The organism is Allobosea sp. FBZP-16, assembly GCF_002831785.1.
GTDB classification, from domain to species: Bacteria; Pseudomonadota; Alphaproteobacteria; order Rhizobiales; family Beijerinckiaceae; genus Allobosea; species Allobosea lupini.
Genome location: NZ_LNCQ01000048.1, coordinates 220,071 through 244,155, shown reverse-complemented (window position 1 = coordinate 244,155; position 24,085 = coordinate 220,071). Strand labels below are relative to the sequence as shown.

21 protein-coding genes are annotated in these 24,085 nt (G+C 67.0%); 16 read left to right on the top strand and 5 right to left on the bottom strand.

The annotated features are described in order from the left end of the window. The 11 genes from ybgF to CXY91_RS24835 all read left to right on the top strand — a co-directional run. The coding region (gene ybgF / locus CXY91_RS24885) for a tol-pal system protein YbgF (RefSeq protein ID WP_100964237.1) at positions 1 to 585 on the top strand (585 nt) is incomplete at its 5' end. Continuing rightward, entirely contained in the window at positions 582 to 1,640 is a 1,059-nt protein-coding gene (gene tilS, locus CXY91_RS24880) for a tRNA lysidine(34) synthetase TilS (protein WP_100964235.1), read from the top strand. The genes ybgF and tilS, both read left to right, overlap by 4 nt. A 111-nt stretch (positions 1,641 to 1,751) precedes the next feature. Next, a complete protein-coding gene (ftsH, locus tag CXY91_RS24875) occupies positions 1,752 to 3,677 on the top strand; it encodes an ATP-dependent zinc metalloprotease FtsH (protein WP_091839033.1) in 1,926 nt (641 codons plus the stop codon). A gap of 259 nt (positions 3,678 to 3,936) precedes the next feature. Then, entirely contained in the window at positions 3,937 to 5,280 is a 1,344-nt protein-coding gene (glmM, locus tag CXY91_RS24870; protein ID WP_100964233.1) for a phosphoglucosamine mutase, read from the top strand. 372 nt (positions 5,281 to 5,652) lie between these two features. Beyond that, positions 5,653 to 6,492 carry an outer membrane protein gene (locus CXY91_RS24865; protein WP_465246892.1) on the top strand — a complete coding sequence of 280 codons (840 nt, stop codon included), beginning with the start codon at positions 5,653 to 5,655 and terminating at the stop codon, positions 6,490 to 6,492. A 119-nt stretch (positions 6,493 to 6,611) separates the two neighbouring features. Then, positions 6,612 to 6,911: a metal/formaldehyde-sensitive transcriptional repressor gene (locus CXY91_RS24860; protein WP_100964228.1), complete on the top strand. Its 300-nt coding sequence runs from the start codon at positions 6,612 to 6,614 to the stop codon at positions 6,909 to 6,911. A gap of 32 nt (positions 6,912 to 6,943) precedes the next feature. Continuing rightward, positions 6,944 to 8,056, top strand: a complete 1,113-nt coding sequence (locus tag CXY91_RS24855; protein WP_091839044.1) for an S-(hydroxymethyl)glutathione dehydrogenase/class III alcohol dehydrogenase — start codon at positions 6,944 to 6,946, stop codon at positions 8,054 to 8,056. 74 nt (positions 8,057 to 8,130) lie between these two features. Then, positions 8,131 to 8,541: a low affinity iron permease family protein gene (locus tag CXY91_RS24850; protein WP_091839047.1), complete on the top strand. Its 411-nt coding sequence runs from the start codon at positions 8,131 to 8,133 to the stop codon at positions 8,539 to 8,541. 104 nt (positions 8,542 to 8,645) lie between these two features. Further along, positions 8,646 to 9,008 carry a YciI family protein gene (locus CXY91_RS24845; RefSeq protein ID WP_100964226.1) on the top strand — a complete coding sequence of 121 codons (363 nt, stop codon included), beginning with the start codon at positions 8,646 to 8,648 and terminating at the stop codon, positions 9,006 to 9,008. Positions 9,009 to 9,022: 14 nt separating this feature from the next. After that, positions 9,023 to 10,273, top strand: a complete 1,251-nt coding sequence (locus tag CXY91_RS24840; RefSeq protein ID WP_100964224.1) for an RNA polymerase sigma factor — start codon at positions 9,023 to 9,025, stop codon at positions 10,271 to 10,273. A gap of 81 nt (positions 10,274 to 10,354) precedes the next feature. Then, positions 10,355 to 12,340: a hypothetical protein gene (locus tag CXY91_RS24835; protein ID WP_248307623.1), complete on the top strand. Its 1,986-nt coding sequence runs from the start codon at positions 10,355 to 10,357 to the stop codon at positions 12,338 to 12,340. A gap of 3 nt (positions 12,341 to 12,343) precedes the next feature. On the opposite strand, the gene CXY91_RS24830 is transcribed toward CXY91_RS24835, so the two are convergent. Then, on the bottom strand, positions 12,344 to 12,943 hold the full coding sequence (locus CXY91_RS24830) for a dioxygenase family protein (protein WP_248307622.1): 600 nt from the start codon (positions 12,941 to 12,943) through the stop codon (positions 12,344 to 12,346). Positions 12,944 to 13,119: 176 nt separating this feature from the next. Between CXY91_RS24830 and CXY91_RS24825 the strand changes: the two genes are divergently transcribed. The 3 genes from CXY91_RS24825 to CXY91_RS24815 all read left to right on the top strand — a co-directional run bounded on the left by CXY91_RS24825 (position 13,120) and on the right by CXY91_RS24815 (position 17,751). Next, complete coding sequence (locus tag CXY91_RS24825; RefSeq protein ID WP_091839057.1) at positions 13,120 to 13,902, top strand: outer membrane protein; 783 nt, start codon at positions 13,120 to 13,122, stop codon at positions 13,900 to 13,902. A gap of 154 nt (positions 13,903 to 14,056) precedes the next feature. Next, positions 14,057 to 15,730 carry a formate--tetrahydrofolate ligase gene (locus CXY91_RS24820; protein ID WP_100964219.1) on the top strand — a complete coding sequence of 558 codons (1,674 nt, stop codon included), beginning with the start codon at positions 14,057 to 14,059 and terminating at the stop codon, positions 15,728 to 15,730. 245 nt (positions 15,731 to 15,975) lie between these two features. Next, positions 15,976 to 17,751, top strand: coding sequence for a sensor domain-containing diguanylate cyclase (locus CXY91_RS24815; protein ID WP_248307621.1), 1,776 nt, complete (start codon positions 15,976 to 15,978; stop codon positions 17,749 to 17,751). Positions 17,752 to 17,867: 116 nt separating this feature from the next. Here the strand turns inward: CXY91_RS24815 and CXY91_RS24810 are convergent, their stop codons facing one another. Then, positions 17,868 to 18,902, bottom strand: coding sequence for an L-idonate 5-dehydrogenase (locus CXY91_RS24810; protein ID WP_100964217.1), 1,035 nt, complete (start codon positions 18,900 to 18,902; stop codon positions 17,868 to 17,870). A 121-nt stretch (positions 18,903 to 19,023) separates the two neighbouring features. Here CXY91_RS24810 and CXY91_RS24805 point away from each other — a divergent pair, with 121 nt between their 5' ends. Then, complete coding sequence (locus CXY91_RS24805) at positions 19,024 to 19,791, top strand: glucose 1-dehydrogenase (protein WP_100964215.1); 768 nt, start codon at positions 19,024 to 19,026, stop codon at positions 19,789 to 19,791. Between the two features lie 123 nt (positions 19,792 to 19,914). Here CXY91_RS24805 and CXY91_RS24800 read toward each other — a convergent pair whose 3' ends face one another. Both CXY91_RS24800 and CXY91_RS24795 read right to left on the bottom strand, forming a co-directional pair. Beyond that, complete coding sequence (locus tag CXY91_RS24800; RefSeq protein ID WP_100964286.1) at positions 19,915 to 20,601, bottom strand: glutathione S-transferase family protein; 687 nt, start codon at positions 20,599 to 20,601, stop codon at positions 19,915 to 19,917. Between the two features lie 23 nt (positions 20,602 to 20,624). Continuing rightward, positions 20,625 to 21,368, bottom strand: coding sequence for a haloacid dehalogenase type II (locus CXY91_RS24795; RefSeq protein ID WP_100964213.1), 744 nt, complete (start codon positions 21,366 to 21,368; stop codon positions 20,625 to 20,627). Positions 21,369 to 21,602: 234 nt separating this feature from the next. Between CXY91_RS24795 and gpmI the strand changes: the two genes are divergently transcribed. Continuing rightward, positions 21,603 to 23,117 (top strand): 2,3-bisphosphoglycerate-independent phosphoglycerate mutase, encoded by a 1,515-nt coding sequence (gpmI, locus tag CXY91_RS24790; RefSeq protein WP_100964211.1) that lies wholly within the window; start codon positions 21,603 to 21,605, stop codon positions 23,115 to 23,117. 7 nt (positions 23,118 to 23,124) lie between these two features. Here gpmI and CXY91_RS24785 read toward each other — a convergent pair whose 3' ends face one another. Beyond that, entirely contained in the window at positions 23,125 to 24,045 is a 921-nt protein-coding gene (locus tag CXY91_RS24785) for a LysR family transcriptional regulator (RefSeq protein WP_100964209.1), read from the bottom strand. Positions 24,046 to 24,085: the final 40 nt, after the last annotated feature.

The following is a 24,085-nucleotide window of genomic DNA, read 5'->3' as shown; positions in this document are numbered from 1 at the left end:
GGCGATGCCTTCGATCCTGCCGCCCAGCCGGGAGCCGCCGGCGGGCCACGCCAGCTCGGCCAGATCATCGACGAGGAGTTCGCCGGTGACCAGGGGCAGGGGCCGATGGACCTCTCCAGCGTCGGGCGCCCGGTTCCGGGAGGGGCGCTGCCGCCCGCGGCAGCGCAGGGCACCAGCGTCGCCGCGACGGGACAGGCGGCCAGCCCGCGCGAGCTCTACGACGTCGCCTACGCCCATGTCCTGCGCAAGGAATACGAGCGCGCCGAGATGAGCTTCCGCGAGTTCCTGCAAAGCTATCCGCGCGATCGTCTGGCGGCCGACGCCACCTTCTGGCTTGGCGAGAGCTACTACCAGCGCCGGCGCTATCGTGAGGCGGCCGAGCAGTTCCTGAAGATTTCGCGCGATTTTCCGAAGGCCGGCAAGGGCGCCGACAGCCTGCTCAAGCTCGGCATGTCTCTGAACGGGCTCGGTGCGCGTGACCAGGCCTGCGCCACCTTCGCCAAGGTCGGCGTCGATTATCCCGCCGCCTCGAATGCGGTGCGCCAGGGGGTCGAGCGCGAGCGGCAGCGCGCCCGCTGCGCTTGACCGCGGCGCCCGCAGGTCCTGCCCAGTCCGAGCCGCTGACGGCGGCTGAAGCCGATGTCCTGTTCCGCCCGCTCGCCCACGACGACACGCTTGTCGTCGCGGTGTCGGGCGGGCCTGATTCCATCGCTCTCCTCGCGCTTCTGGCCGATTGGACCGGGCGGGGCCGTCCGCGGCTCCTGGCTGTCACCATCGATCACGGCCTGCGCCCCGAGGCGGCGCAGGAAGCGATGATGGTTGGCGAGCTGTGCGCGAAGCTTGGCGTCGAGCATCGTACGCGGCGCTGGCAGGGCCCGAAGCCGCAGGCCGGAGTGCAGGAGAAGGCGCGCGCGGCGCGCTATGCCCTGCTGGCGGAAGAGGCGAGGGTGCCAGGCGCCACCACGATCGTCACCGCGCACACCGCTGACGACCAGGCCGAGACCCTGCTGATGCGCATGGCGGCGGGGTCCGGTCTCGCCGGCCTGGCCGGGATGGCGCCGCGCAGCGCTGTGAACGGGGCCGTGCTGGCGAGGCCGCTGCTCGGGATCGCGAAATCCCGGCTGATCGCAACCTGCGAGGCGCGAGGGCTCGCCTTCATCCGCGATCCGTCCAATGACGATCCGCGCTTTGCCCGCATCCGCTGGCGCGCACTATTGCCGGCCTTGGCCCATGAAGGGCTGACTGCCCAGCGGCTCGGCCAGCTTGCGCATCGGCTGGCGCGGGCCGACGAGTCGCTCGACAGATTGGCGGCGCATGCCTTGGCGAGCGTGCCGGCCGGGGATGAGAACGGTCGGCGCTGGTTCGATTTCGCGCGGCTCTGCGGGGAGCCCGAGGAGATCGTGATCAGGAGCCTGGGGCTCGCGCTCGCCGCGGCGCAGGACGGCGAGGCGCAGGCCGGGGTACCGCCGCGTCTGGCGCGGCTGGAGGATTGCGCGAAGGCGCTGATCGCCGCGGCGCGCGCGGGCAGGGCGCTGCAGCGCACGCTCGGCGGCTTTCGTCTGTCGCTGGCCGGCGATGGCGTTTTGACGCTGATGCGCGAGGGCGAGAGGCGCCGAGGCGTTCACCCTGCGACGGTATAACCCTAAGAAGGGTCAGGCTTCCCTTGGCAAGGGGGCATGGCGGCCCTAGATTAGGCAGCGAAAACCACAGGCTCGCGCGGCAATCCCGCCGGCGAGCGGATCGGAACCGTAATGAATCCGAACTTCCGCAATTTCGCCCTCTGGGTGGTGATCTTCCTGCTGGTCCTGGCGCTGGTCACCTTGTTCCAGAGCCCGAGCCAGCGTGCCAGCACCAATGAAATCCCGTTCAGCCAGCTGATCAACGAGTCCGAGGCCGGCCGTATCGCCAATGTCGTGGTGGCCGGGCCCGAGATCACCGGCACGTTCACTGACGGCCGCAACTTCGTTGCTTACGCGCCTTACAACGACCCGCAGCTCGTTCGGACGCTGGCGCAGAAGGGTGTGCAGGTCTCGGCCCGCGCCCCGTCCGAGGGCACGCCCTGGTTCATGGCGCTGCTGGTCAATTCGCTGCCCTTCGTGATCTTCATCGGCCTGTGGATCTTCATGTCCCGCCAGATGCAGAACGGTGCCGGCCGGGCGATGGGCTTCGGCAAGTCCAAGGCCAAGCTCCTGACCGAGGCGCATGGCCGCGTCACCTTCGAGGATGTCGCCGGCATCGACGAAGCCAAGGAAGACCTGCAGGAGATCGTCGAGTTCCTGCGCGATCCGCAGAAGTTCCAGCGCCTGGGCGGCCGGATTCCGCGCGGCGTGCTGCTGGTCGGCCCTCCCGGCACCGGCAAGACCTTGACCGCGCGCGCCGTCGCCGGCGAGGCCAATGTGCCGTTCTTCACCATTTCGGGTTCGGACTTCGTCGAGATGTTCGTCGGCGTCGGCGCCAGCCGCGTGCGCGACATGTTCGAGCAGGCCAAGAAGAACGCGCCCTGCATCATCTTCATTGACGAGATCGACGCGGTCGGCCGCCATCGCGGCGCCGGCCTCGGCGGCGGCAATGACGAGCGCGAGCAGACGCTGAACCAGCTCCTGGTCGAGATGGACGGCTTCGAGCCGAACGAGGGCGTGATCATCATCGCCGCGACCAACCGTCCGGACGTGCTCGACCCGGCGCTGCTGCGCCCCGGCCGCTTCGACCGCCAGATCGTCGTGCCGAACCCCGATGTCGCCGGCCGCGAGAAGATCCTGCGCGTGCATGTGCGCAAGGTCCCGCTCGCTCCGGACGTCGATCTCAAGGTGCTGGCCCGCGGCACGCCCGGCTTCTCCGGCGCCGACCTGATGAACCTCGTCAACGAGGGCGCCCTGCTCGCCGCCCGTCGCGGCAAGCGCATGGTCACCCATGCCGAGTTCGAGGACGCCAAGGACAAGGTCATGATGGGCGCCGAGCGCAAATCGATGGCGATGTCCGAGGAGGAGAAGAAGCTGACCGCTTATCACGAGGCCGGTCATGCCATCGTCGGCCTCTATGTTCCCGCCGGCATCCCCGTGCACAAGGCGACGATCATTCCGCGTGGCCGTGCGCTCGGCATGGTCAAGTTCCTGCCCGAGGGCGACCGCTACTCGATGAAGTTCAAGGAGTTCACCTCGCAGCTCGCGGTCGCCATGGGCGGGCGCGTCGCCGAAGAGATGACGTTCGGCATGGAGAACGTGACCTCGGGCGCGACAGGCGACATCCAGCAGGCGACCAAGATGGCCAAGGCCATGGTCACCCAGATGGGCTATTCCAAGGAACTCGGCATGGTCGCCTATGGCGACAATCAGGAAGAGGTCTTCCTCGGCATGTCGATGGGCCGTACGCAGAGCCTGTCTGAGGCGACCGCGCAAAAGATCGATTCCGAGGTGCGCAAGCTGGTCCATCAGGGCTATCTCGACGCCCAGGCGATCCTGACCGAACACCACGACCAGTTCGTCGCGGTGGCCGAGGCGCTGCTCGAGTTCGAGACGCTGACCGGCGACGAGATCCGCGACCTGATCGCGGGCAAGCGCCCCTCGCGCGACGACGCCGACACGCCGCACGCGCCGCGTGGCTCGGCAGTGCCGAGCGCCGGCAAGGGCCGCAAGCGCGACGAGCCCGATGCCGGGCTGGAGCCGCAGCCGCTGGCCTGATGGCGCGACCAGACCTCGAACGACCAAAGGGCGGCCTTCGGGCCGCCCTTTGTCATGCTGATCCTCGTCAGCCATGCTGCGAAGATCCGGTGCCCCACATGCTTGTTTTATCGCATTTTTTTACGCGGACCGGTGTCCACTTCGCTCGAAAGTGCCCTAGCGGATACGGTCCGACACAATTTGTGAGAAGCTGAGCAGGCAAAGAGCCTGTATGAGCTGCAAAAGCAACGAGCCGGGCTAGGCTCCGAGGACTGACCTCATGACACGCAAATACTTCGGCACCGATGGCATTCGCGGACGCGCCAACGGCGTGATCACGCCCGATCTGGCGCTGCGGGTCGGGCAGGCAACAGGCATCGCCTTCCGCCGCGGCGACCACCGCCATCGCGTGGTGATCGGCAAGGATACGCGGCTCTCGGGCTACATGATCGAGAACGCGCTGGTCGCCGGCTTCACGTCCGTCGGGATGGATGTGCTGCTGCTGGGCCCGATGCCGACGCCGGCGGTGGCGATGCTGACCCGCTCGATGCGGGCCGATCTCGGCGTGATGATCTCGGCCTCGCACAACCCCTACGAGGACAATGGCATCAAGCTGTTCGGGCCGGACGGCTACAAGCTCAGCGACGAGGTCGAGGCGGAGATCACCCAGCTGATCGATTCCGATCTCGGCAAGCAGCTGTCGTCGTCGGCGATGCTCGGCCGGGCCAAGCGCGTCGAGAGTGCCCATGCCCGCTATATCGAGTTCGCCAAGCGCACTTTGCCGCGCAATCTTGGCCTGGACGGCCTGCGCATCGTGCTCGACTGCGCCAATGGCGCTGCCTACAAGGTTGCGCCCGAGGCGCTCTGGGAGCTCGGCGCCGAGGTCATCACCATCGGCGACGAGCCCGACGGCTTCAACATCAACAAGGATGTCGGCTCGACCAAGCCGGCGGCGCTCAGCCAGAAAGTGCGCGAGTTGCGTGCCGACCTCGGCATCGCGCTCGACGGCGACGCCGATCGCGTCCTGATCGTCGACGAGCAGGGCCAGATCGTCGATGGCGACCAGCTGATGGGCGTGATCGCACGCAGCTGGCAGGAGGACGGCCGGCTCTCGGCGCCCGGGATCGTTTCCACCGTGATGTCCAATCTCGGCCTGGAGCGCTATCTGGCGGGTCTCGGCCTGTCGATGGCGCGTACTGCGGTGGGCGATCGCTATGTGCTCGAGCACATGCGGGCCAACGGCTTCAATCTCGGTGGCGAGCAGTCCGGTCACATCATCCTCTCCGACTATGGCACGACCGGCGACGGGCTGGTCGCGGCGCTGCAGCTGCTCGCCGTGGTCAAGCGCCAGGAGAAACCGGTCTCCGAAGTCTGCCATTGCTTCGAGCCGCTGCCGCAGATCCTCAAGAACGTCCGCTACAGGCAGGGCCGTCCGCTGGAGGAGAAGCCGGTCGTCAATGCGATCAAGGCAGCCGAGCAGCTGCTCGGCGAGAGCGGACGGCTGGTGATCCGTCCCTCCGGCACCGAGCCGGTGATCCGCGTCATGGCCGAGGGAGACGATCGCGATCTCGTCCTGCGAGCGGTCGACGAAGTGGTCGAGGCGGTGACTAAGGCGGCCGCCTGAGCGGATCCCGCGGGCCTGGCGCCGTCCCCTGGACGAGCGCCAACGGTTCGCAGCGCTGAATTTATCGGAGGGCGCCGAGCCCTGCGATGGATTCCGGTACTCCGTTTCACCGCGGCCGGGATGGCAGAGAGCTGTCTTGGCAAGGTCTTTCGTTCGACCCCATGAATGCCTTCACGGAAGCTGATCTCTCAGGAGCAATGCTGCCGTTTACGGAGTGATAGGGTTAGTTTTTAGGGTTAAGTCTCATTTAAGAAATCCGTGGCAAGGTTTCCCCATCGGTAACTCGCGCGCTCCTGAGTTCGGCGGCGCGCACATTCGAGGGGTCCCGCCATGGGCAGCCTGAAATCTCTCGCGCTTGCTGGCGCCATGGCCGTGAGCGCGTCCGCCATCGCCAGTGCCGCAGATTTTCCGATGGCCCAGCCCGTACCTCCGCCGCCGCCGGAGCTGCGCGGCACGATCTCGTCGGGCATCTATATGCGCGGCGACATCGGCGTCGGCGTCACCAATTTCGGCAAGTACGAGCAGGAAGACGTTCGCCAGGCGAACGGGACCTGGCCTGCCAAGGAAGATCGCTCGACCTCATTCTTCGGCGGCGTCGGTATCGGCTATCGCTTCAACAACTGGTTCCGCGTCGACGGCACCTTCGAGTATCGCGGCGGCGGCAGCTTCGGGGCGACCGATCAGGTCGACCTGGGCGGCGGTACACTCCTGCACAACACCTACAAGGGCAGCATCAGCTCGATGGTCGCCCTGTTCAACGCCTATGTCGACCTCGGCACCTGGAACTGCCTGACGCCCTATATCGGCGCCGGTATCGGCTATGCGAGCAACCGCATCCACGGCGTCACCGACCAGGGCGTCATGAGCACCTTGACCCCTGGCGGCTGGGGCCCCGGCTACAGCACGCTCGGCACCGCCAATGCTGGCACCAAGAGCGGTGTCGCCTGGGCGCTGATGGCCGGTGTCGGCTACGAGGTGAACAAGAACCTGACCCTCGAAGTCGGCTATCGCTACCTCAATCTCGGCGACGCCCAGTCTGGCCGCCTCGTCAACGCCTATGGCGGGCAGGTGCAGGGGCCGCTCAAGATCAAGGACATCGACAGCCACGACATCAAGATCGGCATGCGCTGGAACTTCGGCGAGCCCGATTGCTGCGGCCCTGTCGAACGCCCGGTCGCCTACGCGCCGGCTCCGGTCGTCCGCAAGTACTGACCAGTCCGACAGCTGAAAAGAAGCCGCGCGAGCCATGCTCGCGCGGCTTTTTCGTTTGCCGCCGTGCCGGCGATCGATATACTCCCGTGGAGTATCCTGGTCGTAGGGCATGAAGCGCCATGCCGCATAGTCCTGAAGACAAGAAGCGGGCCGTCGCCCGCCTGCGCCGCATCAAGGGCCAGGCGGAGGCGCTGGAGCGCGCGGTCGAGGCGGGCACGGATTGCAGCGCGCTGCTGCAGCAGATCGCCGCCTTGCGCGGGGCGGCCAACGGATTGATGGCCGAGGTTCTGGAAAGCCACCTGCGCGAGACCTTCGGTCTTGCGCTGGGATACGGACGCCAAGGCGAGGAAGGGACCGGTTTCGAGCCCGAAGCCGAACTCGACGGAATCATACAGATGCTGCGAACCTATCTGAAATAGGCGCGGGCAATGCTCTGAAGGAGGGTGCTGAGATGAAGACACGTGCCGCCGTGGCCTGGGAGGCCGGCAAGCCGCTGACGATCGAGACCATCGAGATCGGCGGACCGAAGGCTGGCGAGGTGCTGGTCGAGGTGATGGCGACCGGCATCTGCCATACCGATGCCTATACGCTGTCGGGCCTGGATTCCGAGGGCAAGTTCCCGGCGATCCTCGGCCATGAGGGCGCCGGCATCGTGCGCGAGGTCGGCGCCGGCGTGACGACGCTGAAGCCCGGCGACCACGTCATCCCGCTCTACACCCCGGAATGCCGCAGCTGTAAGTCCTGCCTGTCGCGGCGGACGAACCTCTGCACCTCGATCCGCGCCACGCAGGGGCAGGGGCTGATGCCGGACGGCACCTCGCGCTTCTCCTGCGATGGCGGCGAGGTCTTCCATTATATGGGCTGCTCGACCTTCGCGAACTTCACCGTCCTGCCCGAGATCGCGCTCGCCAAAGTCCGCGAGGACGCGCCCTTCGACAAGATCTGCTATATCGGCTGCGGCGTGACCACCGGCATCGGCGCGGTGATCTACACCGCCAAGGTCTGGCCGGGCGCGAACGTCGTCGTCTTCGGCCTCGGCGGCATCGGCCTCAACGTGATCCAGGGCGCCCGCATGGTCGGCGCCGACAAGATCATCGGCGTCGACATCAACCCGGCAAAGCGCGCCATGGCCGAGAAGTTCGGCATGACCGACTTCATCAACCCGGCCGAGATCGGCAACGACAAGGTGGTGCAGGCGATCGTCGACCTGACCGGCGGCGGCGCCGACTTCTCCTTCGACGCCACCGGCAACACCAATGTGATGCGCCAGGCGCTGGAGTGCTGCCATCGCGGCTGGGGCGAGTCGATCATCATCGGCGTCGCCGAGGCCGGCAAGGAGATCGCCACCCGGCCGTTCCAGCTGGTCACCGGCCGCGTCTGGAAGGGCACCGCATTCGGCGGGGCGAGGGGGCGCACCGACGTGCCGAAGATCGTCGACTGGTACATGGAGGGGAAGATCAACATCGACGACCTGATCACCCACAAGCTCTCGCTCGACGAGATCAATCACGGCTTCGACCTGATGCACGAGGGCAAGTCGATCCGCTCGGTCGTCGTCTACTGAGCCAGCGATCTCGTCCTTCGGGAACGCCCGCACGCGATCGGGGTTGATCGGTGCGGGCGCATCCGGAGGCAGCCATGGCCAACAAGATCGCGGCGGGGAACAGCCGCTCCGTCTTCACCCGCCTGTCGCAGGCGACGGCGCATTGGGCCGGCAAGCCGCAGACGTTCTTCGCCGCGTTGGCGATCATCGTCGTTTGGGCGCTATCGGGGCCGTTGTTCGGCTTCAACGACACCTGGCAGCTGGTGATCAACACCTCGACGACGATCGTCACCTTCCTGATGGTGTTCATCATCCAGAACAGCCAGAACCGCGACACGGCGGCGATGCAGATCAAGCTCGACGAGCTGATCGACAAGATCGAAGGGGCGCGCGAGGAGCTGCTCGATCTCGAAGAGCTCGACGAGGACAAGCTCGAGGAGATGCGGGCGGAGTTCGAGGAGCTGGCGCGCAAGGCGCGCGCCGCTCGCGAAGGTCGCTCCGGCTGAATTATTTTTGACGCCTGTCGAAATCGCCCTTGCTCCGGCGTCGAGGCGGCGGCGAAGGAAATCGCTCCTTCGTCCTCGACGGTCATGAGCCACAGGAGAGCGCGATGCAATACATGCTGATGTTCCGCGAAGGAGAGGCCGAGTTCGACATGCGCGACGACCCTGCCAGGGCCCCCGCGTATTGGGGCGCCTGGACGGCGTATATCGGCGCGCTCAATCAGGCCGGCATCGTGGTCAGCGGGGCGGGCCTGCAGCCGCCGCGGAGCAGCGCCGTCGTCAAGGTCCGCGACGGCCGGCGCCAGATCCAGGATGGGCCTTACCCCGATACCAAGGAGCAGCTGGGCGGGTATTTCGTCGTCGAAGTGCCCGATCTCGACGTCGCACTCGACTGGGCTGCCCGCAGTCCGGCGGCCGCCTACGGATCGGTCGAGGTAAGACCTGTCCTGCCTCCCCCCGCTGCGGCCTGAGCGCCCGGCCGACGATGGCGCAGCCGGGCGAGTTTCTGGCGGCAAGGGCGGCGGCGGAGTTAGCCGCCCGTGCCAGCTATGGCCGCCTGCTGGCGACGCTGGCGCGGCAATGGCGCGACCTCTCTGCGGCAGAGGATGCGCTAGCCGAAGCCTTCCGCGCCGCGCTGGAAAGCTGGCCCGAGGCCGGCGTGCCGGCGCGGCCGGAAGCGTGGCTGTTGACCAGCGCCCGCAATGCGCTGATCGACGCAGCGCGCCGCCGCCGGGCGCGCGCCGACGCCACACCGACATTGGCACTTGTTGCAGGGCGGGACGACGAGGGCGACAGCGGCGTCTTTCCGGACGAGCGGCTCAAACTGCTGTTCGTCTGCGCCCATCCGGCGATCGACGCTTCGGTGCGGCCGGCGCTGATGCTGCAGGCCGTGCTCGGGCTCGACGCCGCGCGCATCGCCGCCGCCTTCCTGACCTCTCCGGCTGCGCTCGGCCAGCGCCTCGTCCGCGCGAAGGCGAGGATCCGCGAGGCCGGGCTCGCCTTCGCCGTACCGGAGCAGGCGGAACTGCCGGAGCGGCTGCATTGCGTGCTGCAGGCGATCTACGCCGCCTATGGCAGCGGCTGGGAGGATGTTGCCGGCGCCGATCGCAAGCGCCAGGGTCTGACAGGCGAGGCGATCTTCCTGGCGCGGCTGGTCGCGGCGCTACTGCCCGCGGAACCGGAAGCGCGCGGGCTGCTCGCGCTGATCCTGCATTGCGAGGCCCGCCAGGCGGCAAGGCGCGACCCCGCGGGCTCATTCGTGGCGCTGTCCGACCAGGATACGACCCTGTGGTCGGCGGAGCTGATCGCCGAGGCCGAGCGCGAACTGGCCGCCGCGTCCCGCCTCGGGCGTCTCGGCTCGTTCCAGCTGGAGGCGGCAATCCAGTCAGTCCATGCCGGCCGGGCCCGCACCGGCCGGGTCGACTGGCCTATTCTGGCGCAGCTCTATGAAGGCCTGGTGCGGCTCGCGCCGACGCTGGGAGCCTCGACCGGGCGCGCAGCCGCCTTCGCCGAAGCATTCGGGCCGGAGCGCGGGCTGGCAATCCTGGCCGAACTGCCTGAAGCGCAGACTGCCGGCTACCAACCCTATTGGGCGCTGAAGGCTCATCTGCTGGCGCGGACGGGCGCGGCTGCGGCCGCGCGAGAGGCCTATGGCCGCGCCATTGGCCTGGCCGAGGACCCAGCCGTACGCGGCTTCCTGCACCGTGCGCGGGAGCAGCTCGGCGATTTGCCCTGATCAGCTGCGACTGGACGCTGGCAGGCGCAAGACTATCCTTCCCTTGCGCGAGGTGGCGCGAATCGACCGGAGACGGACGCCATGCAGTGGGCTGGTCGGCGCTGGCTGGGTCTGGCCATGCTGGCCTTTGCTATAGCGAGCGCGTCCGCCGACGCCGCCGAACCGCTGCTCGATGTCCAGGATGTCGCCACGCTGCGGCGCCTGGAGGCGACCGGCTATGCGCTGTCCGATGTGCTTGGCGGTGGCCGGGCCGCCAGTACGTCTGATCTCGCCCGTGACAGTTCGGCCTTTCGGACGATTGCCGGCCAGGTCTATGAGGACGTCACGGCGCTGCGCGCCGAGATGCTGGCCAATGGCCGCAGGCTCTATGAGGTCACCGACGGCAATGTCGGCCGGGTGATCGACCTGCGCTGGCTGCGCTCGCCGATCGCGCGCTTCCAGCTGACGGCGATCGTCAACCGGCTCGACCGGCAGGACTTCGCGGCGCTGCTCGGCGAAACCGGTTGCGGCGAGCTGCGCCTGATTTACCGGCTGGCCTATGCCTTCGACGATGCGAAGCTGAAACGCCGGCTAGCCTCGCGCCTGCCGTTCACGCTCAACGCCGTCTTCAGCGTCAAGGCGGGCGAGGGCGGCTCCTGCCGCGAGGCGGCGCAAGCCTGGTCGATCGCGCCAGGCGGCGATCCGGCCATGCTGGCGCGGCAGCTCGCCAGCGGGCCGCTCTCGCCGCAGCGGATCAGCCTCAAGCAGATCGAGCTCAACGCCCAGATCGTGCGCTTCCCCTCCGGCATGGAGACCGCGTTCGGCGGACAGGCGGCCTATCTGCAGCGGGTCTTCGCGGCGTCGAAAGGGGAGGGCGGCTTGTCGCTCAAGCCCAAGCCGCTGGAGAACACGCCTGACGTCGCGAAGCTGAAGAGCGATGCCGCGCTCCGGCAGGAGCTGATCGACTATGTCAGGAGCAATCTCCCGGCGATCGACCGGGGCGTCTACCAGCTGCCGGAGCGCTTCCTGGCGACGAAGGCGATCTCCTACTCGACCTTCGGCAGCGCCCGGCTCGCCAATCACCCTTTCACCGAGGCCGTGCCGGCGGGCGCGCTGACCGGGCTCGAGTGGGGCGCCAGCCGGCTGGTGCGCAACGAGAAGGCGCTGCTGGAGCGGCTCGATAACGGCTCCTGCATGGGCTGCCACCAAGCCGGCGCCACCGCCGGCTTCCACATGTTCGGGCTTGACGACGGCTCGACCTCGGCGCTGAACCGGATCAAGACCGGCATATCCCCGCATGTCTACGCGGAAGGCTTTCGCCGCACGGCCTATGTCGCCGCCGTTGCCGCCGGGACCGAGCCGGACCGCTATCGCCCGCCTTCCTTCGCGCCACCGGCGAATTGGCAGGCGGAGCGGCCCTTTACCTACAAGCCGGCTGCGCTGACCATGCCCTGTCTGACCGGTGAGAGCGCGAGAGCCTTCGGCGAAGGTTGGGGCTGCGCTGCCGGCTCGGTCTGCAAGCCGCTGGTCGAGAGCAAGGCGGTCGGGATCGAGCTCGGCCAGTGCGTCAGGCTCGACGAAGCCCGCAATTTCTCCGGCCAGCCCTGCCTGACCGGTGCGATCACCACCGCTATCGGCAAGCCCTATCTCGACCGCTACCGCAAGACCGGCCAGTTCGGCGCCTTCGCCTCAGGCTTTTCGCAGACCGCCTTCACCTGCCGGCCGGCCAAGATCGGCGTTCCCGCCGGGATGGCCTATCGCCAGTGCACGCCGGCCGACCGGACCTTCGCCGGCTTCGCCAATGGCAAGGTGCCCGACGAGATCTGCGGGCTCGCCGGCGGCAAGGCCTTCGACGATTGCGTCGCGACCAACCGCTTCGACGACTGCCTGTCGCAGGCGGTGACGCGCGGCAATCGCGGCACCTGCAGCGCCACCAGCTTCTGCCGCGAGGATTATATGTGCCAGGCGATTCCGGACGACGTGCCGGGCGCGACCACGACGGTCAAGGATTACGGCTTCTGCTCGCCGACCTATTTCCTGTTCCAGATGCGGATCGACGGCCATCCCGATCCGCAGGCGCGGCTGTAGCGCTCAGGCGGCCAGCACGAAGTCGAAGCGCCCGAGCTGGCCGCCTTCAGCCGGTCGAAGAGTCATCAGAAGTTTCTGGTCGAACAGGCCGTCGCGGCGGTTGCCGGGATCGTCCGGGAAATAAAGCTGGGTGGTGAGCACCGGGCTCTGCGCGCCGCCTCGCACCTTTACATGGAGATGGCGGGTGCGACCGGTATAGAGCCCGGGCGTGCGCGTGATGAACTGGTAGCGACCCTGCTGGTCGGCGAAGAGATGGCCGCGGAAGCGGAAGCCACGGTTGTCGTACTGCCCGGATGGATCGGCATGCCAGAAATCGAGCAGGGCGCCGGGGATCGGCCGGCATTGCCGGGTCAGCACGAAGCCACTCAGTACCAGCAGCGTGCCGTCGCCGTCGCTGCGCAGATCGGCGCGCTGGGGCGAGGACGGGCTGAAATAGGGGCCTTCCGTCTGCCGTGGGGTCGCCGTGGCGCGGCCCTCGCAAGCCGGTGTCAGCGGTCGTTCGGCTTCCTGGGCGAGAGCGTGCTCCGGCTGGGACAGTGCCGCCAGGCCAGCAGCGGACAGCAGGCTGATGACGTTGCGACGATCTGGCGACTGCTGGCTCACGACACGATCCTCCAGGAAGACTGTGTCCCATCTGCACCTTTCCGGCAAAATCAGTCTTGTACACGAACCCGTGACGGCCAATTTCACCCTTGCTTGCTCAATTTCAAGCATGCTGCATCCGGGGGGTTGATGGCTGCGTAGCATGGTCTGCCACGTGGCGACGACCGGAGCTTCACATGATCAGGACTGGACTTCTCGCATCGCTCGCCATTGCGGGCTTGTCAGGCGCGGCATTCGCTGCCGATCTGCCCTCGCGCAAGGGGCCGGTCCTGGCGCCGATCGCGCCGATCTTCACCTGGACCGGCTTCTATGTCGGTGTCCATGCCGGCGCGGTCTTCACCGACAACAACATCCAGACCGAAGGCACAGCGGCGAACACCATCGCCAACGTCGCCTTCTCGCGTCGTCCGCCGAGCCTGTCGGTGAGCGATACCGGCTTCATCGGCGGCGCCCAGGTCGGCTACAACTACCAGATCGGGCAGATCGTGCTCGGCGCCGAAGCCGATTTCTCCTACACCGACCTGAAGAAGCGCGAGAGCTTCATCGGCACCACCAATGCGACTTCCAGTTTCCGACAGGAGATGGAGTATTTCGGCACGGTGCGCCTGCGCGCCGGCTATGCTTTCGATCGCCTGCTTGTCTTCGCCACTGGCGGTCTTGCCTATGGCGACGTCAAGAACAGCGCGACCTTCTTCAGCGCCGCGGTACCGGGCCAGGTCGACTACGTCGGCAGCCGCGACAATGTCGAAATCGGCTGGACGGTCGGTGGCGGTCTCGAATACGCCTTCACCAACAATCTCTCGGTCAAGGCTGAGTACCTCTACTACGATCTCGGCAAGCGCAAGGTGCCGGTCAACCTGCAGCCGGTCGGCCCAGCCGGCGGTTCCTATGTCTCGCGTTTCGAGAATACCGGCCATATCGTGCGCGCCGGCCTGAACTATCGCTTCAGCACCTTCTGAGGCCGAGTTGATCCCGGAAGCGGGCTTTCGCCGCGTGCGAGAGCCCGTTTTCATGGCCAGCGCCGGCTGGCGCAGACCATGATTCTTCGGCAATAGTTGCGCCCGAGGGAATCGACCGGCGAAGGCGTCCCTAGACCTAGCGCTGAGGGACGGCATGTCTACCGATATCGAGATCGCCCGCGCGGCGACGCTTCAGCCCATTGGCGCGATCGCCGAGGCGGCCGGCATCCCCGATGCGGCGCTGCACCCCTATGGCAAGTCCATCGCGAAGGTCGATACCGGCGCGATTCCGGGCTTTGCCGAGAAGCCGGACGGCAAGCTCATCCTCGTCACCGCGATCAGCCCGACGCCCGCCGGCGAGGGCAAGACGACGACGACCGTCGGCCTCGGCGACGGGCTGAAGCACCTCGGCAAACGCACCATGATCGCGCTGCGCGAGCCCTCGCTCGGCCCCTGCTTCGGCCAGAAGGGCGGGGCCGCCGGCGGCGGCTATGCCCAGGTGGTGCCGATGGAGCAGATCAACCTGCACTTCACCGGCGATTTCCACGCCATCACCAGCGCCCACAACCTGCTGGCGGCGATGCTCGACAACCATGTCTACTGGGGCAACGGGCTCGATCTCGATGAACGCCACATCGCCTGGCGGCGCGTGGTCGACATGAACGACCGGGCGCTGCGATCGATCGTCTCCTCCCTCGGCGGGGCGACCAACGGCTTCCCGCGCGAGGATGGCTTCGACATCACCGTCGCGTCCGAGGTGATGGCGATCTTCTGCCTTGCCCGCGATCTCGCCGATCTCGAAGAGCGGCTTGGGCGCATCGTCATCGGCCGCACCCGCAGCAAGCGCCCGGTCACGGCGGCCGAGCTCAACGCCCAGGGCGCGATGACCGTGCTGCTGCGTGATGCGCTGATGCCGAACCTGGTGCAGACGCTGGAGGGCACGCCCGCCTTCGTCCATGGCGGGCCCTTCGCCAACATCGCCCACGGCTGCAATTCGGTGATCGCGACGCGCGCCGCGCTGAAGCTCGCCGACTATGTCGTGACCGAGGCCGGCTTCGGCGCCGATCTCGGAGCCGAGAAGTTCTTCGACATCAAGTGCCGCAAGGCCGGGCTGAAGCCGGATGTCGCGGTGGTGGTCGCGACCGTGCGGGCGCTGAAGATGCATGGCGGCGTCGCCCGCGACATGCTCGGCACGGAGAACCTCAAGGCGCTCGAGGCCGGGCTCTCCAACCTCGCCCGCCATGTCGAGAACGTCAGGAAGTTCGGCGTGCCGGCGATCGTCGCGATCAACAACTTCACCAGCGATACAGCCGCAGAGCATGCGCTGATCCAGAACTTCTGCCGCAACCATCTCGGCGTCGAGGCGGTGATCTGCCGGCATTGGGCCGAGGGCGGGGCGGGCACCGAGGAGCTCGCGACCAAGGTCGCGGCGCTGACGCAGAGTGGGGAAGCCGATTTCGCGCCGCTCTATCCCGATGCGATGCCGCTGCGCCAGAAGCTCGAGACGATCGCGCGCGAGGTCTATGGCGCGGCCGGCATCTCGGCGGATGCCAAGGTGACCGCCCGCTTCGCCGAGCTCGAGGCGGCCGGCTACGGCAACCTGCCGGTCTGCGTGGCGAAGACGCAGTATTCCTTCTCGGCCGACCCGACCCTGCGCGGGGCGCCGTCGGGCCACACCGTGCCCGTGCGCGAGCTCAGGCTCTCGGCCGGCGCCGGCTTCGTGGTCGCGATCTGCGGGGACATCATGACCATGCCCGGCCTGCCGCGCCAGCCGGCGGCGGAGCGCATCTACATCGACGCGCACGGCCAGATCGAGGGGCTATTCTAGCGCTTCGTCGTCGTTCCGGGGCGCTGCGCAGCAGCGAGCCTGGACCCATGACCGCGACGCTATTCCAGCTCGTCATGATCGCCCTTGCGGCGAGCATCCACGTCTTGAACGCCGCTCTCGAAGGACGAAGACGTGGATGGTCGGGACAAGCCCGACCATGACGGGAAAGACGGCCCAGCCCGCCACATTCGTCAACGAAACGTAAACCATATCGCGGCCACCATGCGTCCCGAGCGATTCCGAGCATGTCGGAAGGCGCGGGAGATGCCGACGAGATGGGTTTGCTGAAAGCCTGGACCAATTCGGGCCTGAAGGCGCGTGTGCTCGTGCTCGTCCTGGCGACACTCGTCGCGATCGCCGTGCCTGCGTCCGGCATCTTCCTCTGGATGGTCAACGGCACGGTGGTGAAGCTCGGCACGCTCTTCGCCGAGAAGCAGATCCTGTTCGATCGCTATCGCGGGCTGGAAGCGCTGATGCGCGAGGTCTCGCTGGCCGAGACGGTGGCGCGCGCGCCTGTCATCGTCGACTGGGCGCAGGACGAGACCGATCCGGAGAAGGCCAAGCGCGGCCTTGCCGAGCTCGAGCACTACCGGCTCTCCTTCACCGACCGCAGCTACTTCGCGGTCGTCGACAAGAGCGGCCACTACTATTTCAACGACAAGGACAACACCTACGAGCACAACCGGCTGCGCTATACCGTCTCGCCGAGTGCTCCGCAGGATGCCTGGTACTTCAAGACGCGGGCGCTCGGCAAAGGCTGCCATCTCAACGTCAATCGCGACGAGGTGCTCTCCGTCACCAAGGTCTGGATCAACTGCATCATCCAGAAGGACGGCAAGGTGCTCGGCCTGATCGGCACCGGCGTCGACCTCACTCAGTTCATCAAGGAGGTCGTCGAGTTCCCGCAGACCGGCGTGCAGAGCATGTTCGTCGACCTGCAAGGGGCGGTGCAGGCGCATCGCGATCCGCGCGTCGTCGACTTCCACAGCCTGACCAAGGACGCCACGGCGAAGAAGACGATCTTCCGCCTGCTCGACGAGGAGGGCGACCGCAAGGCTCTCGCCGGGATGATGCAGCGTGTCGCCAAGGGCGAGGCGCTGGTCCTGTCACGCTTCATGCAGATGGACGGGCACGAGGTGCTGGTCGGTGTCGGCTTCCTCGACCGGCTCGGCTGGTTCAACGTCACGGTGATGGATGTCGACGCCATCATCGACCGCAAGCTGTTCGCGCCGCTCGCCGGGCTGATGGTGGCGATCCTGATCGCCGTGGCCGGGCTGATGACCTTCCTGTTCAAGCGCAAGGTGCTCGACCGGCTGGCATGGGTCGAGCAGGGCGTCACCAGGGTCCGCTCCGGTGATTTCACGGCCGTGGCGAAAGAGGACGGCAATGACGAGATCGCCCGGCTGTCGCGCGCCTTCAACGAGATGGCCCAGGCCGTCGGCGACAATACGGGGCGGCTCGAGGCAATGGTGCGCGAGCGTACGCAGAAGCTCGAAGAGCTGGCGCAGCACGATCCGCTGACGTCGGTCCTGAACCGTCGCGGCTTCGAGGAGGTGTTTGCGCGCGAGCAGAACCGGGCGCAGCGCAACGGCACGGCCTGTGGCCTGATCATCGTCGATCTCGACCGCTTCAAGCTTGTCAACGACGATTACGGCCACCGGGCCGGCGACGAGGTGCTGGTCGCCTGCGTGCGCCGGATGCTCCCGGCCCTGCGCAGCTACGACGCCTGCGCGCGCTGGGGCGGCGACGAGTTCATCCTGCTGATCAGCGATTGCTCGGCGCAGTCGCTGGCGACGGTCGCGAACAAGGTCGCGGCGCTGTTGCGCGAGGCGCCGATCATGCTCAGCGACGGCCGAGCCGTGCCGATGACGGCGAGCCTGGGGGCGGCCATGGCGCTGCCTGAGGACAGCCTGACCGATGCCGCCGCGCGCGCCGATGCCGGGCTCTACCGGGTCAAGCATGGCGGCCGCGACGGCGTCGCGATCGATGAGACGGGTGCGATGTTGCGACAGGTTGGGTAGGCGTCATTCTCGGGCGGAGCGAAGCGCAGACCCGAGAATCTCATGACGAGAAGGTGCTGACCAGAGCCTCCTCCGGCCTAAGATGCTCGGGTCAAGCCCGAGCATGACGCGGTTCCTCAGAAGGCCAGCTGCACCTTCATCGCCTTCGACTTATCGGCTGCGAGGTCGAAGGCCTCGACAGCGCGCTCGATCGGGATCGAGGCGGTGAGCAGCGGCGAGAGATCGATGCGGCCGGACGCGATCAATTCGACCGCCCAGTCGAACTCCTCATGGAAGCGGAAGGAGCCGCGCAGGTCGAATTCCTTGGCGACGACGACGTTCATCGGAATGGTGAAATTGCCGCCGACGCCGATCTGGACGATGACCGCGCCTGGGCGCAGTGCATCGAAGGCGCCAGTCAGCGCATGCTGGTTGCCCGAGCATTCGAACATCACGTCGAAGGCGCCTTTCTCAGCGCCATAATCGGCCTTGAGGCGCTCCGGCTCCGCCATGACGTTGATCGCGATGGTCGCGCCCATCTTGACGGCAGTCGGCAGCGGGCCGTCGACCACGTCGGTGACGACGATCTCGGACGCGCCGGCGGCGCGCGCGGCGACCACGGTCAGGACGCCGATCGGGCCCGAGCCGGTGACGAGAACGCGCTTGCCGAGCAGCGCGCCGGCGCGCTTGACCGCATGCAGGCAGACGGCAAGCGGCTCGGCGAAGGCCGCCTGCGCTGCACCGACATGGGCCGGCAGCTTCACCGCCTGGCGCTCTTCGATCACCAGGATCTCGCGGAAACCGCCCTGGACATGGGGGAAGCGCATGGCGCTGCCATAGAACAGCATGTCGAGGCAATGCTGCTGCTGGCCGGCCTGGCAATAGCGGCAGCGGCCGCAGGCCCGGCTCGGATTGACCGCGACGAGGTCGCCCGGCTTGACCCGGCTGACCTCGCTGCCGACCGCTTCGACGATGCCGGCAATCTCGTGACCGAGGATCAGCGGCTCGCGCACCCGGATCGTGCCGAAGCCGCCATGGAGGTAATAGTGCAGGTCGGAACCGCAGATGCCGCCAGCCTTGATCGCCACCTTGACGCCGAGCGGGCCGAGCTCCGGCACGGCCGCATCCTCGACCCGCAAATCCTTCTCGGCATGGATCACGACGGCGCGCATGGCAGGACTCCTGATAAGGCGGCAGCCATGCGGCTGCGGCATTGTCTAATCGTTTTAAAGCGCTTACCCAACCGTTGAAGCACTCACAAGCAACAAGTCAGGCCGAGGCCGGGAGGATAGGATGTCGCTCAATCTGTTCAAGCTCGACGGGCGCATCGCGCTGGTTACCGGCTCCGGCCAGGGCATCGGCCTCGCCATCGCCGAGGGCCTCGCCGCTGCCGGCGCCCATGTCGTGCTGAACGGGCGCGATGCCGGGAAGCTCGAGAAGGCCCGCAGCGCCATCGCCGCCGCCGGCCACAAGGCCTCCGTCGCCGCGTTCGACGTCACCGACCAGAAGGCGGTCGAGGCAGGTGTGGCGAAGATCGAGACCGAGGTCGGGCCGATCGACATCTTGGTCAACAATGCCGGCACACAGCGGCGCGGTGCCTTCGTCGAGTTCCCGGCCGAGGACTGGCATTTCCTGATGGCGACGAACCTGCATTCGGTGTTCTACGTCACCCAGGCGGTGGCCAAGCGCATGGCGCCGCGCAACCGCGGCAAGATCGTCAATATCGGCTCGGTGATGAGCAAGCTCGGCCGGCCGAGCATCGTGCCCTACACGGCGTCGAAGGGCGCGGTCGCCCTGATGACGCAGGGGCTCGCCGCCGAGCTCGGCAAGCACAACATCCAGGTCAATGCGATCGGCCCCGGCTATTTCATCACCGAGCTGAACCACGCCCTGCTCGCCGACGAGACCTTCTCGAACTGGGTCAAGAGCCGCGCTCCGGTCGGCCGCTGGGGCGAGACCAAGGAGCTGGCGGGGGCGGCGATCTTCCTGTCCTCGGAAGCCTCCGACTATGTCAGCGGCCATCTCCTGATGGTCGATGGCGGTTTGACGGCGGTGGTGTGAGCGCCAGCCGTCATGCTCGGGCTTGACCCGAGCATCTCAGGCCGGAGGAGGCGCTGGCTGGCGCCTTCTCGTCAGGAGGTTCTCGGGTCTGCGCTTCGCTTCGCCCGAGAATGACGAGCGCGGTCAGCTCTTCAGAAACGCATTCTGCGGGAAAAGGATCTTCCGCGCCTCGTCGTCGACCTCGGTCTTCCAGGCGAACTTGTCCTTGAGCGCGACGGCCCGCTGCGCCGCCGGCCGGGCCGAGATTTCGTCGAGATGGCGGCGGACGTTCGAGAGCTTGGCGAAAGCCTCGTCGCCGAGAGCGAACTGCGCCCGTGTCGCCCAGCCCCAGACCGCCATGTCGATTAGGGTGTAGTCGTCGCCGAGCATATAGCGGTGCTTGCCGAGCTGGTCGTCGAGGATACCCCAATGCCGCTCGGCCTCGCGGGCATAGCGGTTGATTGCATAGGGCACCTTCTCCGGCGCGAAGCGCGAGAAGTGCACGGTCTGGCCGGTATAGGGGCCGATGCCGGTGGCGACGAACATCAGCCAGGACAGCATCTGGCCGCGCATTTCGGCTGTGTCCGGCGGCAGGAACTGGCCGGTCTTTTCGGCGAGGTAGAGCAGGATGGCGTTGCTGTCGAAGATTTTGACGTCGCCGTCGGTCAGGGCCGGGGTCTTGCCGTTCGGGTTGATCGCGAGAAAGTCGGGCTTGAACTGGTCGCCCTTGCGGGTGTCGACCGGCACCATCTCATAGGGCAGGCCGGCTTCCTCCAGGAAGAGCGCAATTTTCGCCGGGTTCGGCGAAGGGTGGTAGTAGAAGCGGATCATCATTGGTCTCCTGGGTGGAAGGCTCAGCGGCGCGCCGCCACGTAAGGAACGAGTTCGGTCAGGGCGGAAATGGTGAGATCGGCGCCTGCGCCAAGCTGCTCCTCCTGCATGCGCAGCGCCTTGAACAGGCTCTTGGGCCCGATCACCGCTGCGCCTGAGAGTTCGTCGCGCAGGGCCTGCAAGGTTACACGCTCGATGCGCGCCACCGTCATGCCGTAGGCCTTGGCGCCGGCGATGTCGAAGCCGTTGGACGAGACGAACAGGATCTCGTCGCGGGTCAGCCCGAGCCGCTCCTCGACCAGGCGATATCCGCGCGGATCGGGCTTATAGGTCCTGATCTCGTCGACGCTGATCACGGTCTCCAGCAACGTGTCGATGCCGGCCTGGCGGGTGAGGTTGGTCAGCATGGCCGGGCTGCCGTTGGAGAAGATGGCGACGCGCGTCGGGGCGAGCCCCTGCAGCGCCGCCAGCGCTTCAGGATAGAGCGACAGCGCGTCATAGGCCGCGGCGATGCGGGCGAGGAGATCGGGCGTCGCTACGAGGCCAAGCGTCTTCAGCGTGAAGTCGAGCGAGGCCTGTGTCACGCTCCAGAAGTCCTCGTAATGGCCCATCAGCGCACGCAGCCAGGTGTATTCTAGCTGCTTCAGCCGCCAGATCTGGGTGATGGTCTCGCCATGGCCGGGAAAGGCATCCTCGGTGATGCTGGCGACCGACTGGACGTCGAACAGGGTTCCATAGGCATCGAAGACGACGGCCTTGATCGGCATGGCAATCTTCCCTTCTCAAACTCAGCCCTCATCCTGAGGAGTGCCGAAGGCACGTCTCGAAGGATGTTCCAGTTGCCTCATGAGCCTGCTGAAACATCCTTCGAGACGCCGCTTTGCGGCTCCTCAGGATGAGGGCTTTGAGGAACCGCTGCGCTATTCTTAGCGCTCGCCTTGGCCGCGCGGAGCGTGATATCCGCACAAGCACTTGTTCGCAGACGCACAGGATATACGCGCATGTCCAGCCGCCCCGTCATGCTGATGATCCTCGATGGCTGGGGCTGGCGCGACGACAAGGACAACAACGCTGTCCTGCTGGCGAAAACCCCGAATTTCGACCGTTTCTGGGCCTCCTCGCCGCACGCCTTCCTGCGCACCTCCGGCCTCGATGTCGGCCTGCCCGAGGGCCAGATGGGCAATTCGGAGGTCGGCCACCTGAGCTTGGGCGCCGGCCGCGTCGTGATGCAGGACCTGCCGCGGATCAACCAGGCGGTCGCAGACGGCACGCTGAAACAGGCGCTCGACGAGAGCGGGCTGATCGGGCGCCTGAAGGCCAGCGGCGGCACCTGCCATATCCTCGGCCTGGTCTCGCCGGGCGGCGTCCACGCCCATCAGGACCATGCCGTGGCGCTGGCGAAGCTCGTCGTCGCTGCCGGCGTGCCGGCGGTGGTCCACGTTTTCACCGACGGGCGCGATACCCCGCCGCGCTCGGCGGCCGAGTATGTCGCGGCGCTCGAGGCGGCGCTGCCCTCTCAGGTCAAGGTCGCGACGCTGTCCGGCCGCTATTACGCGATGGACCGCGACAATCGCTGGGAGCGCGTCGAGCTCGCCTGGAAAGCGCTTGCGCTCGGCGAGGGCGAGCGGATGCCGACTGCCGGCTCGGCGATCGAGGCGGCGTATGCCGCCAATGTCAACGACGAGTTCATCAAGCCTGCAGTGATCGGCGGCTATAGCGGCATGGCCGATGGCGACGGCCTGCTCAGCTTCAATTTCCGCGCGGACCGCATCCGCGAGATCCTGGCGCCGCTGCTCTTCGCCGAATTCAGCGGCTTCCCGCGCCCGCGCATTCCCAAGCTCGTCGGCGCGGTCGGGATGACCTCCTACAGCTCCGAGCTCGATCCGATCATGCCGGCGCTGTTCGCGCCGCAGAGCCTCGCCAACGGCCTCGGCGAGACCGTGTCGAAAGCGGGCCTCAGGCAGATCCGCTTCGCCGAGACCGAGAAGTACCCGCACGTCACCTATTTCTTCAATGGCGGGCGCGAGGAACCGTTCGAGGGCGAGGAGCGCAGCATGACGCCCTCGCCGAAGGTCGCGACCTATGATCTCCAGCCGGAGATGTCGGCGCCGGAGCTGACCGGGAAGGTCGTCGCTGCGATCGAGAGCGAGCAGTACGACCTCTTCGTGCTCAACTTCGCCAATCCCGACATGGTGGGCCATACCGGCGTGCTCTCGGCGGCGATCAAGGCGGTCGAGACGATCGATAATAGCCTCGGCCAGATCGCCGACGCGATCCTCGCCAAGGGCGGAGCGCTGCTGGTCACGGCCGATCACGGCAATGCCGAATTGATGGTCGATCCCGTCACCGGCAATCCGCACACCGCCCACACCACCTTTCCGGTGCCGGTGATGCTGATCGGCGGGCAGGCGAGGGGCCTAGCCGAGGGCCGCCTTGCCGATGTCTCGCCGACGCTGCTCGCGCTGCTTGGGCTGGAGCAGCCGGCCGAGATGACCGGCCAGTCGCTCCTGCGCTGAGCAGGCCTCAGGTCGGCGCCATGCCGGGCAGGGTGGCGATCTCCGCCGCGAGGAAATCGATCAGCAGGCGCACGCGGGCCACGGCTGCTCGTTCCGGAACGATCAGCATGCTGAGCGGCACGCTCGGCAGCGTGTAGCCGGTCAGGATCGGCTCGAGCTGGCCGGACGCCAGCAGGTCGTCGACCAGCCAGCGATGGGTGGGGGCGATGCCGCGGCCGGCGAGGAGGGCTTGGCGCACGGCTAGGCCATGATCGACCCGCAATCGCCCGTCGAAGGGCACGTTGTAATGCTCTCCGGCGTTGCCCGCCAAGGCGAGAACGGCGCTGCCGGCGACGTTCGTCATGCGGATGCCCTGATGCTTGGCAAGGTCGTCGGCCGAGGTCGGGATGCCATGCCGTGCCAGATAATGCGGCGCGGCGACGAACAGCCGGTGCGATCGGCCCAGAGGCCGCAGCTTCAGCGTGCTGTCGGCGAGCGGACCGAGGCGGATGGCGATGTCGATGCCCTCGCGGACGAGGTCGATGCGCTCGTCGCTGAGGCTGAGATCGATATCGATCTGAGGGTGCCGGTCCTGGAAGGCGAAGATCAGTCGCGTGAGATGCAGGACGCCGAAGGAGGCGGTGCAGGACAGGCGGACCGTACCGGCCGGGGCGTCGCGGGTGCTGCGTGCCTCGTCGCTCGCCTGCTCGACCAGGCGCAGGATGGCGAGGCAGTTCTGATAGTAGCGGCTGCCTTCCTCGGTCAGCGTCACCCGCCGTGTCGTGCGGCTGAGCAAGGCGATACCGAGCGCGTCCTCCAGTTCGTTGAGATGCCGCGTCACCGAGGATTGGCCGAGACCGAGCTCGCGCGCCACTGCCGACAGGCTGCCGCGCTCGGCGACGCGGACGAAGCTGCGCATGCGCTCCAGGGTGATATCCGATTTATCCATTAATCGGCATGATCATATCCATTACACCTTTGTAGTACAG

Bases quoted from the DNA above. Each gene is read 5' to 3' on its own strand.
- ftsH (WP_091839033.1), top strand. From the start codon at position 1,752: ATGAATCCGAACTTCCGCAATTTCGCCCTCTGGGTGGTGATCTTCCTG.
- glmM (WP_100964233.1), top strand. From the start codon at position 3,937: ATGACACGCAAATACTTCGGCACCGATGGCATTCGCGGACGCGCCAAC.
- CXY91_RS24860 (WP_100964228.1), top strand. From the start codon at position 6,612: ATGCCGCATAGTCCTGAAGACAAGAAGCGGGCCGTCGCCCGCCTGCGC.
- CXY91_RS24855 (WP_091839044.1), top strand. From the start codon at position 6,944: ATGAAGACACGTGCCGCCGTGGCCTGGGAGGCCGGCAAGCCGCTGACG.
- CXY91_RS24850 (WP_091839047.1), top strand. From the start codon at position 8,131: ATGGCCAACAAGATCGCGGCGGGGAACAGCCGCTCCGTCTTCACCCGC.
- CXY91_RS24845 (WP_100964226.1), top strand. From the start codon at position 8,646: ATGCAATACATGCTGATGTTCCGCGAAGGAGAGGCCGAGTTCGACATG.
- CXY91_RS24840 (WP_100964224.1), top strand. From the start codon at position 9,023: ATGGCGCAGCCGGGCGAGTTTCTGGCGGCAAGGGCGGCGGCGGAGTTA.
- CXY91_RS24835 (WP_248307623.1), top strand. From the start codon at position 10,355: ATGCAGTGGGCTGGTCGGCGCTGGCTGGGTCTGGCCATGCTGGCCTTT.
- CXY91_RS24825 (WP_091839057.1), top strand. From the start codon at position 13,120: ATGATCAGGACTGGACTTCTCGCATCGCTCGCCATTGCGGGCTTGTCA.
- CXY91_RS24820 (WP_100964219.1), top strand. From the start codon at position 14,057: ATGTCTACCGATATCGAGATCGCCCGCGCGGCGACGCTTCAGCCCATT.
- CXY91_RS24815 (WP_248307621.1), top strand. From the start codon at position 15,976: ATGTCGGAAGGCGCGGGAGATGCCGACGAGATGGGTTTGCTGAAAGCC.
- CXY91_RS24810 (WP_100964217.1), bottom strand. From the start codon at position 18,902: ATGCGCGCCGTCGTGATCCATGCCGAGAAGGATTTGCGGGTCGAGGAT.
- CXY91_RS24805 (WP_100964215.1), top strand. From the start codon at position 19,024: ATGTCGCTCAATCTGTTCAAGCTCGACGGGCGCATCGCGCTGGTTACC.
- CXY91_RS24800 (WP_100964286.1), bottom strand. From the start codon at position 20,601: ATGATCCGCTTCTACTACCACCCTTCGCCGAACCCGGCGAAAATTGCG.
- CXY91_RS24795 (WP_100964213.1), bottom strand. From the start codon at position 21,368: ATGCCGATCAAGGCCGTCGTCTTCGATGCCTATGGAACCCTGTTCGAC.
- gpmI (WP_100964211.1), top strand. From the start codon at position 21,603: ATGTCCAGCCGCCCCGTCATGCTGATGATCCTCGATGGCTGGGGCTGG.
- CXY91_RS24785 (WP_100964209.1), bottom strand. From the start codon at position 24,045: ATGGATAAATCGGATATCACCCTGGAGCGCATGCGCAGCTTCGTCCGC.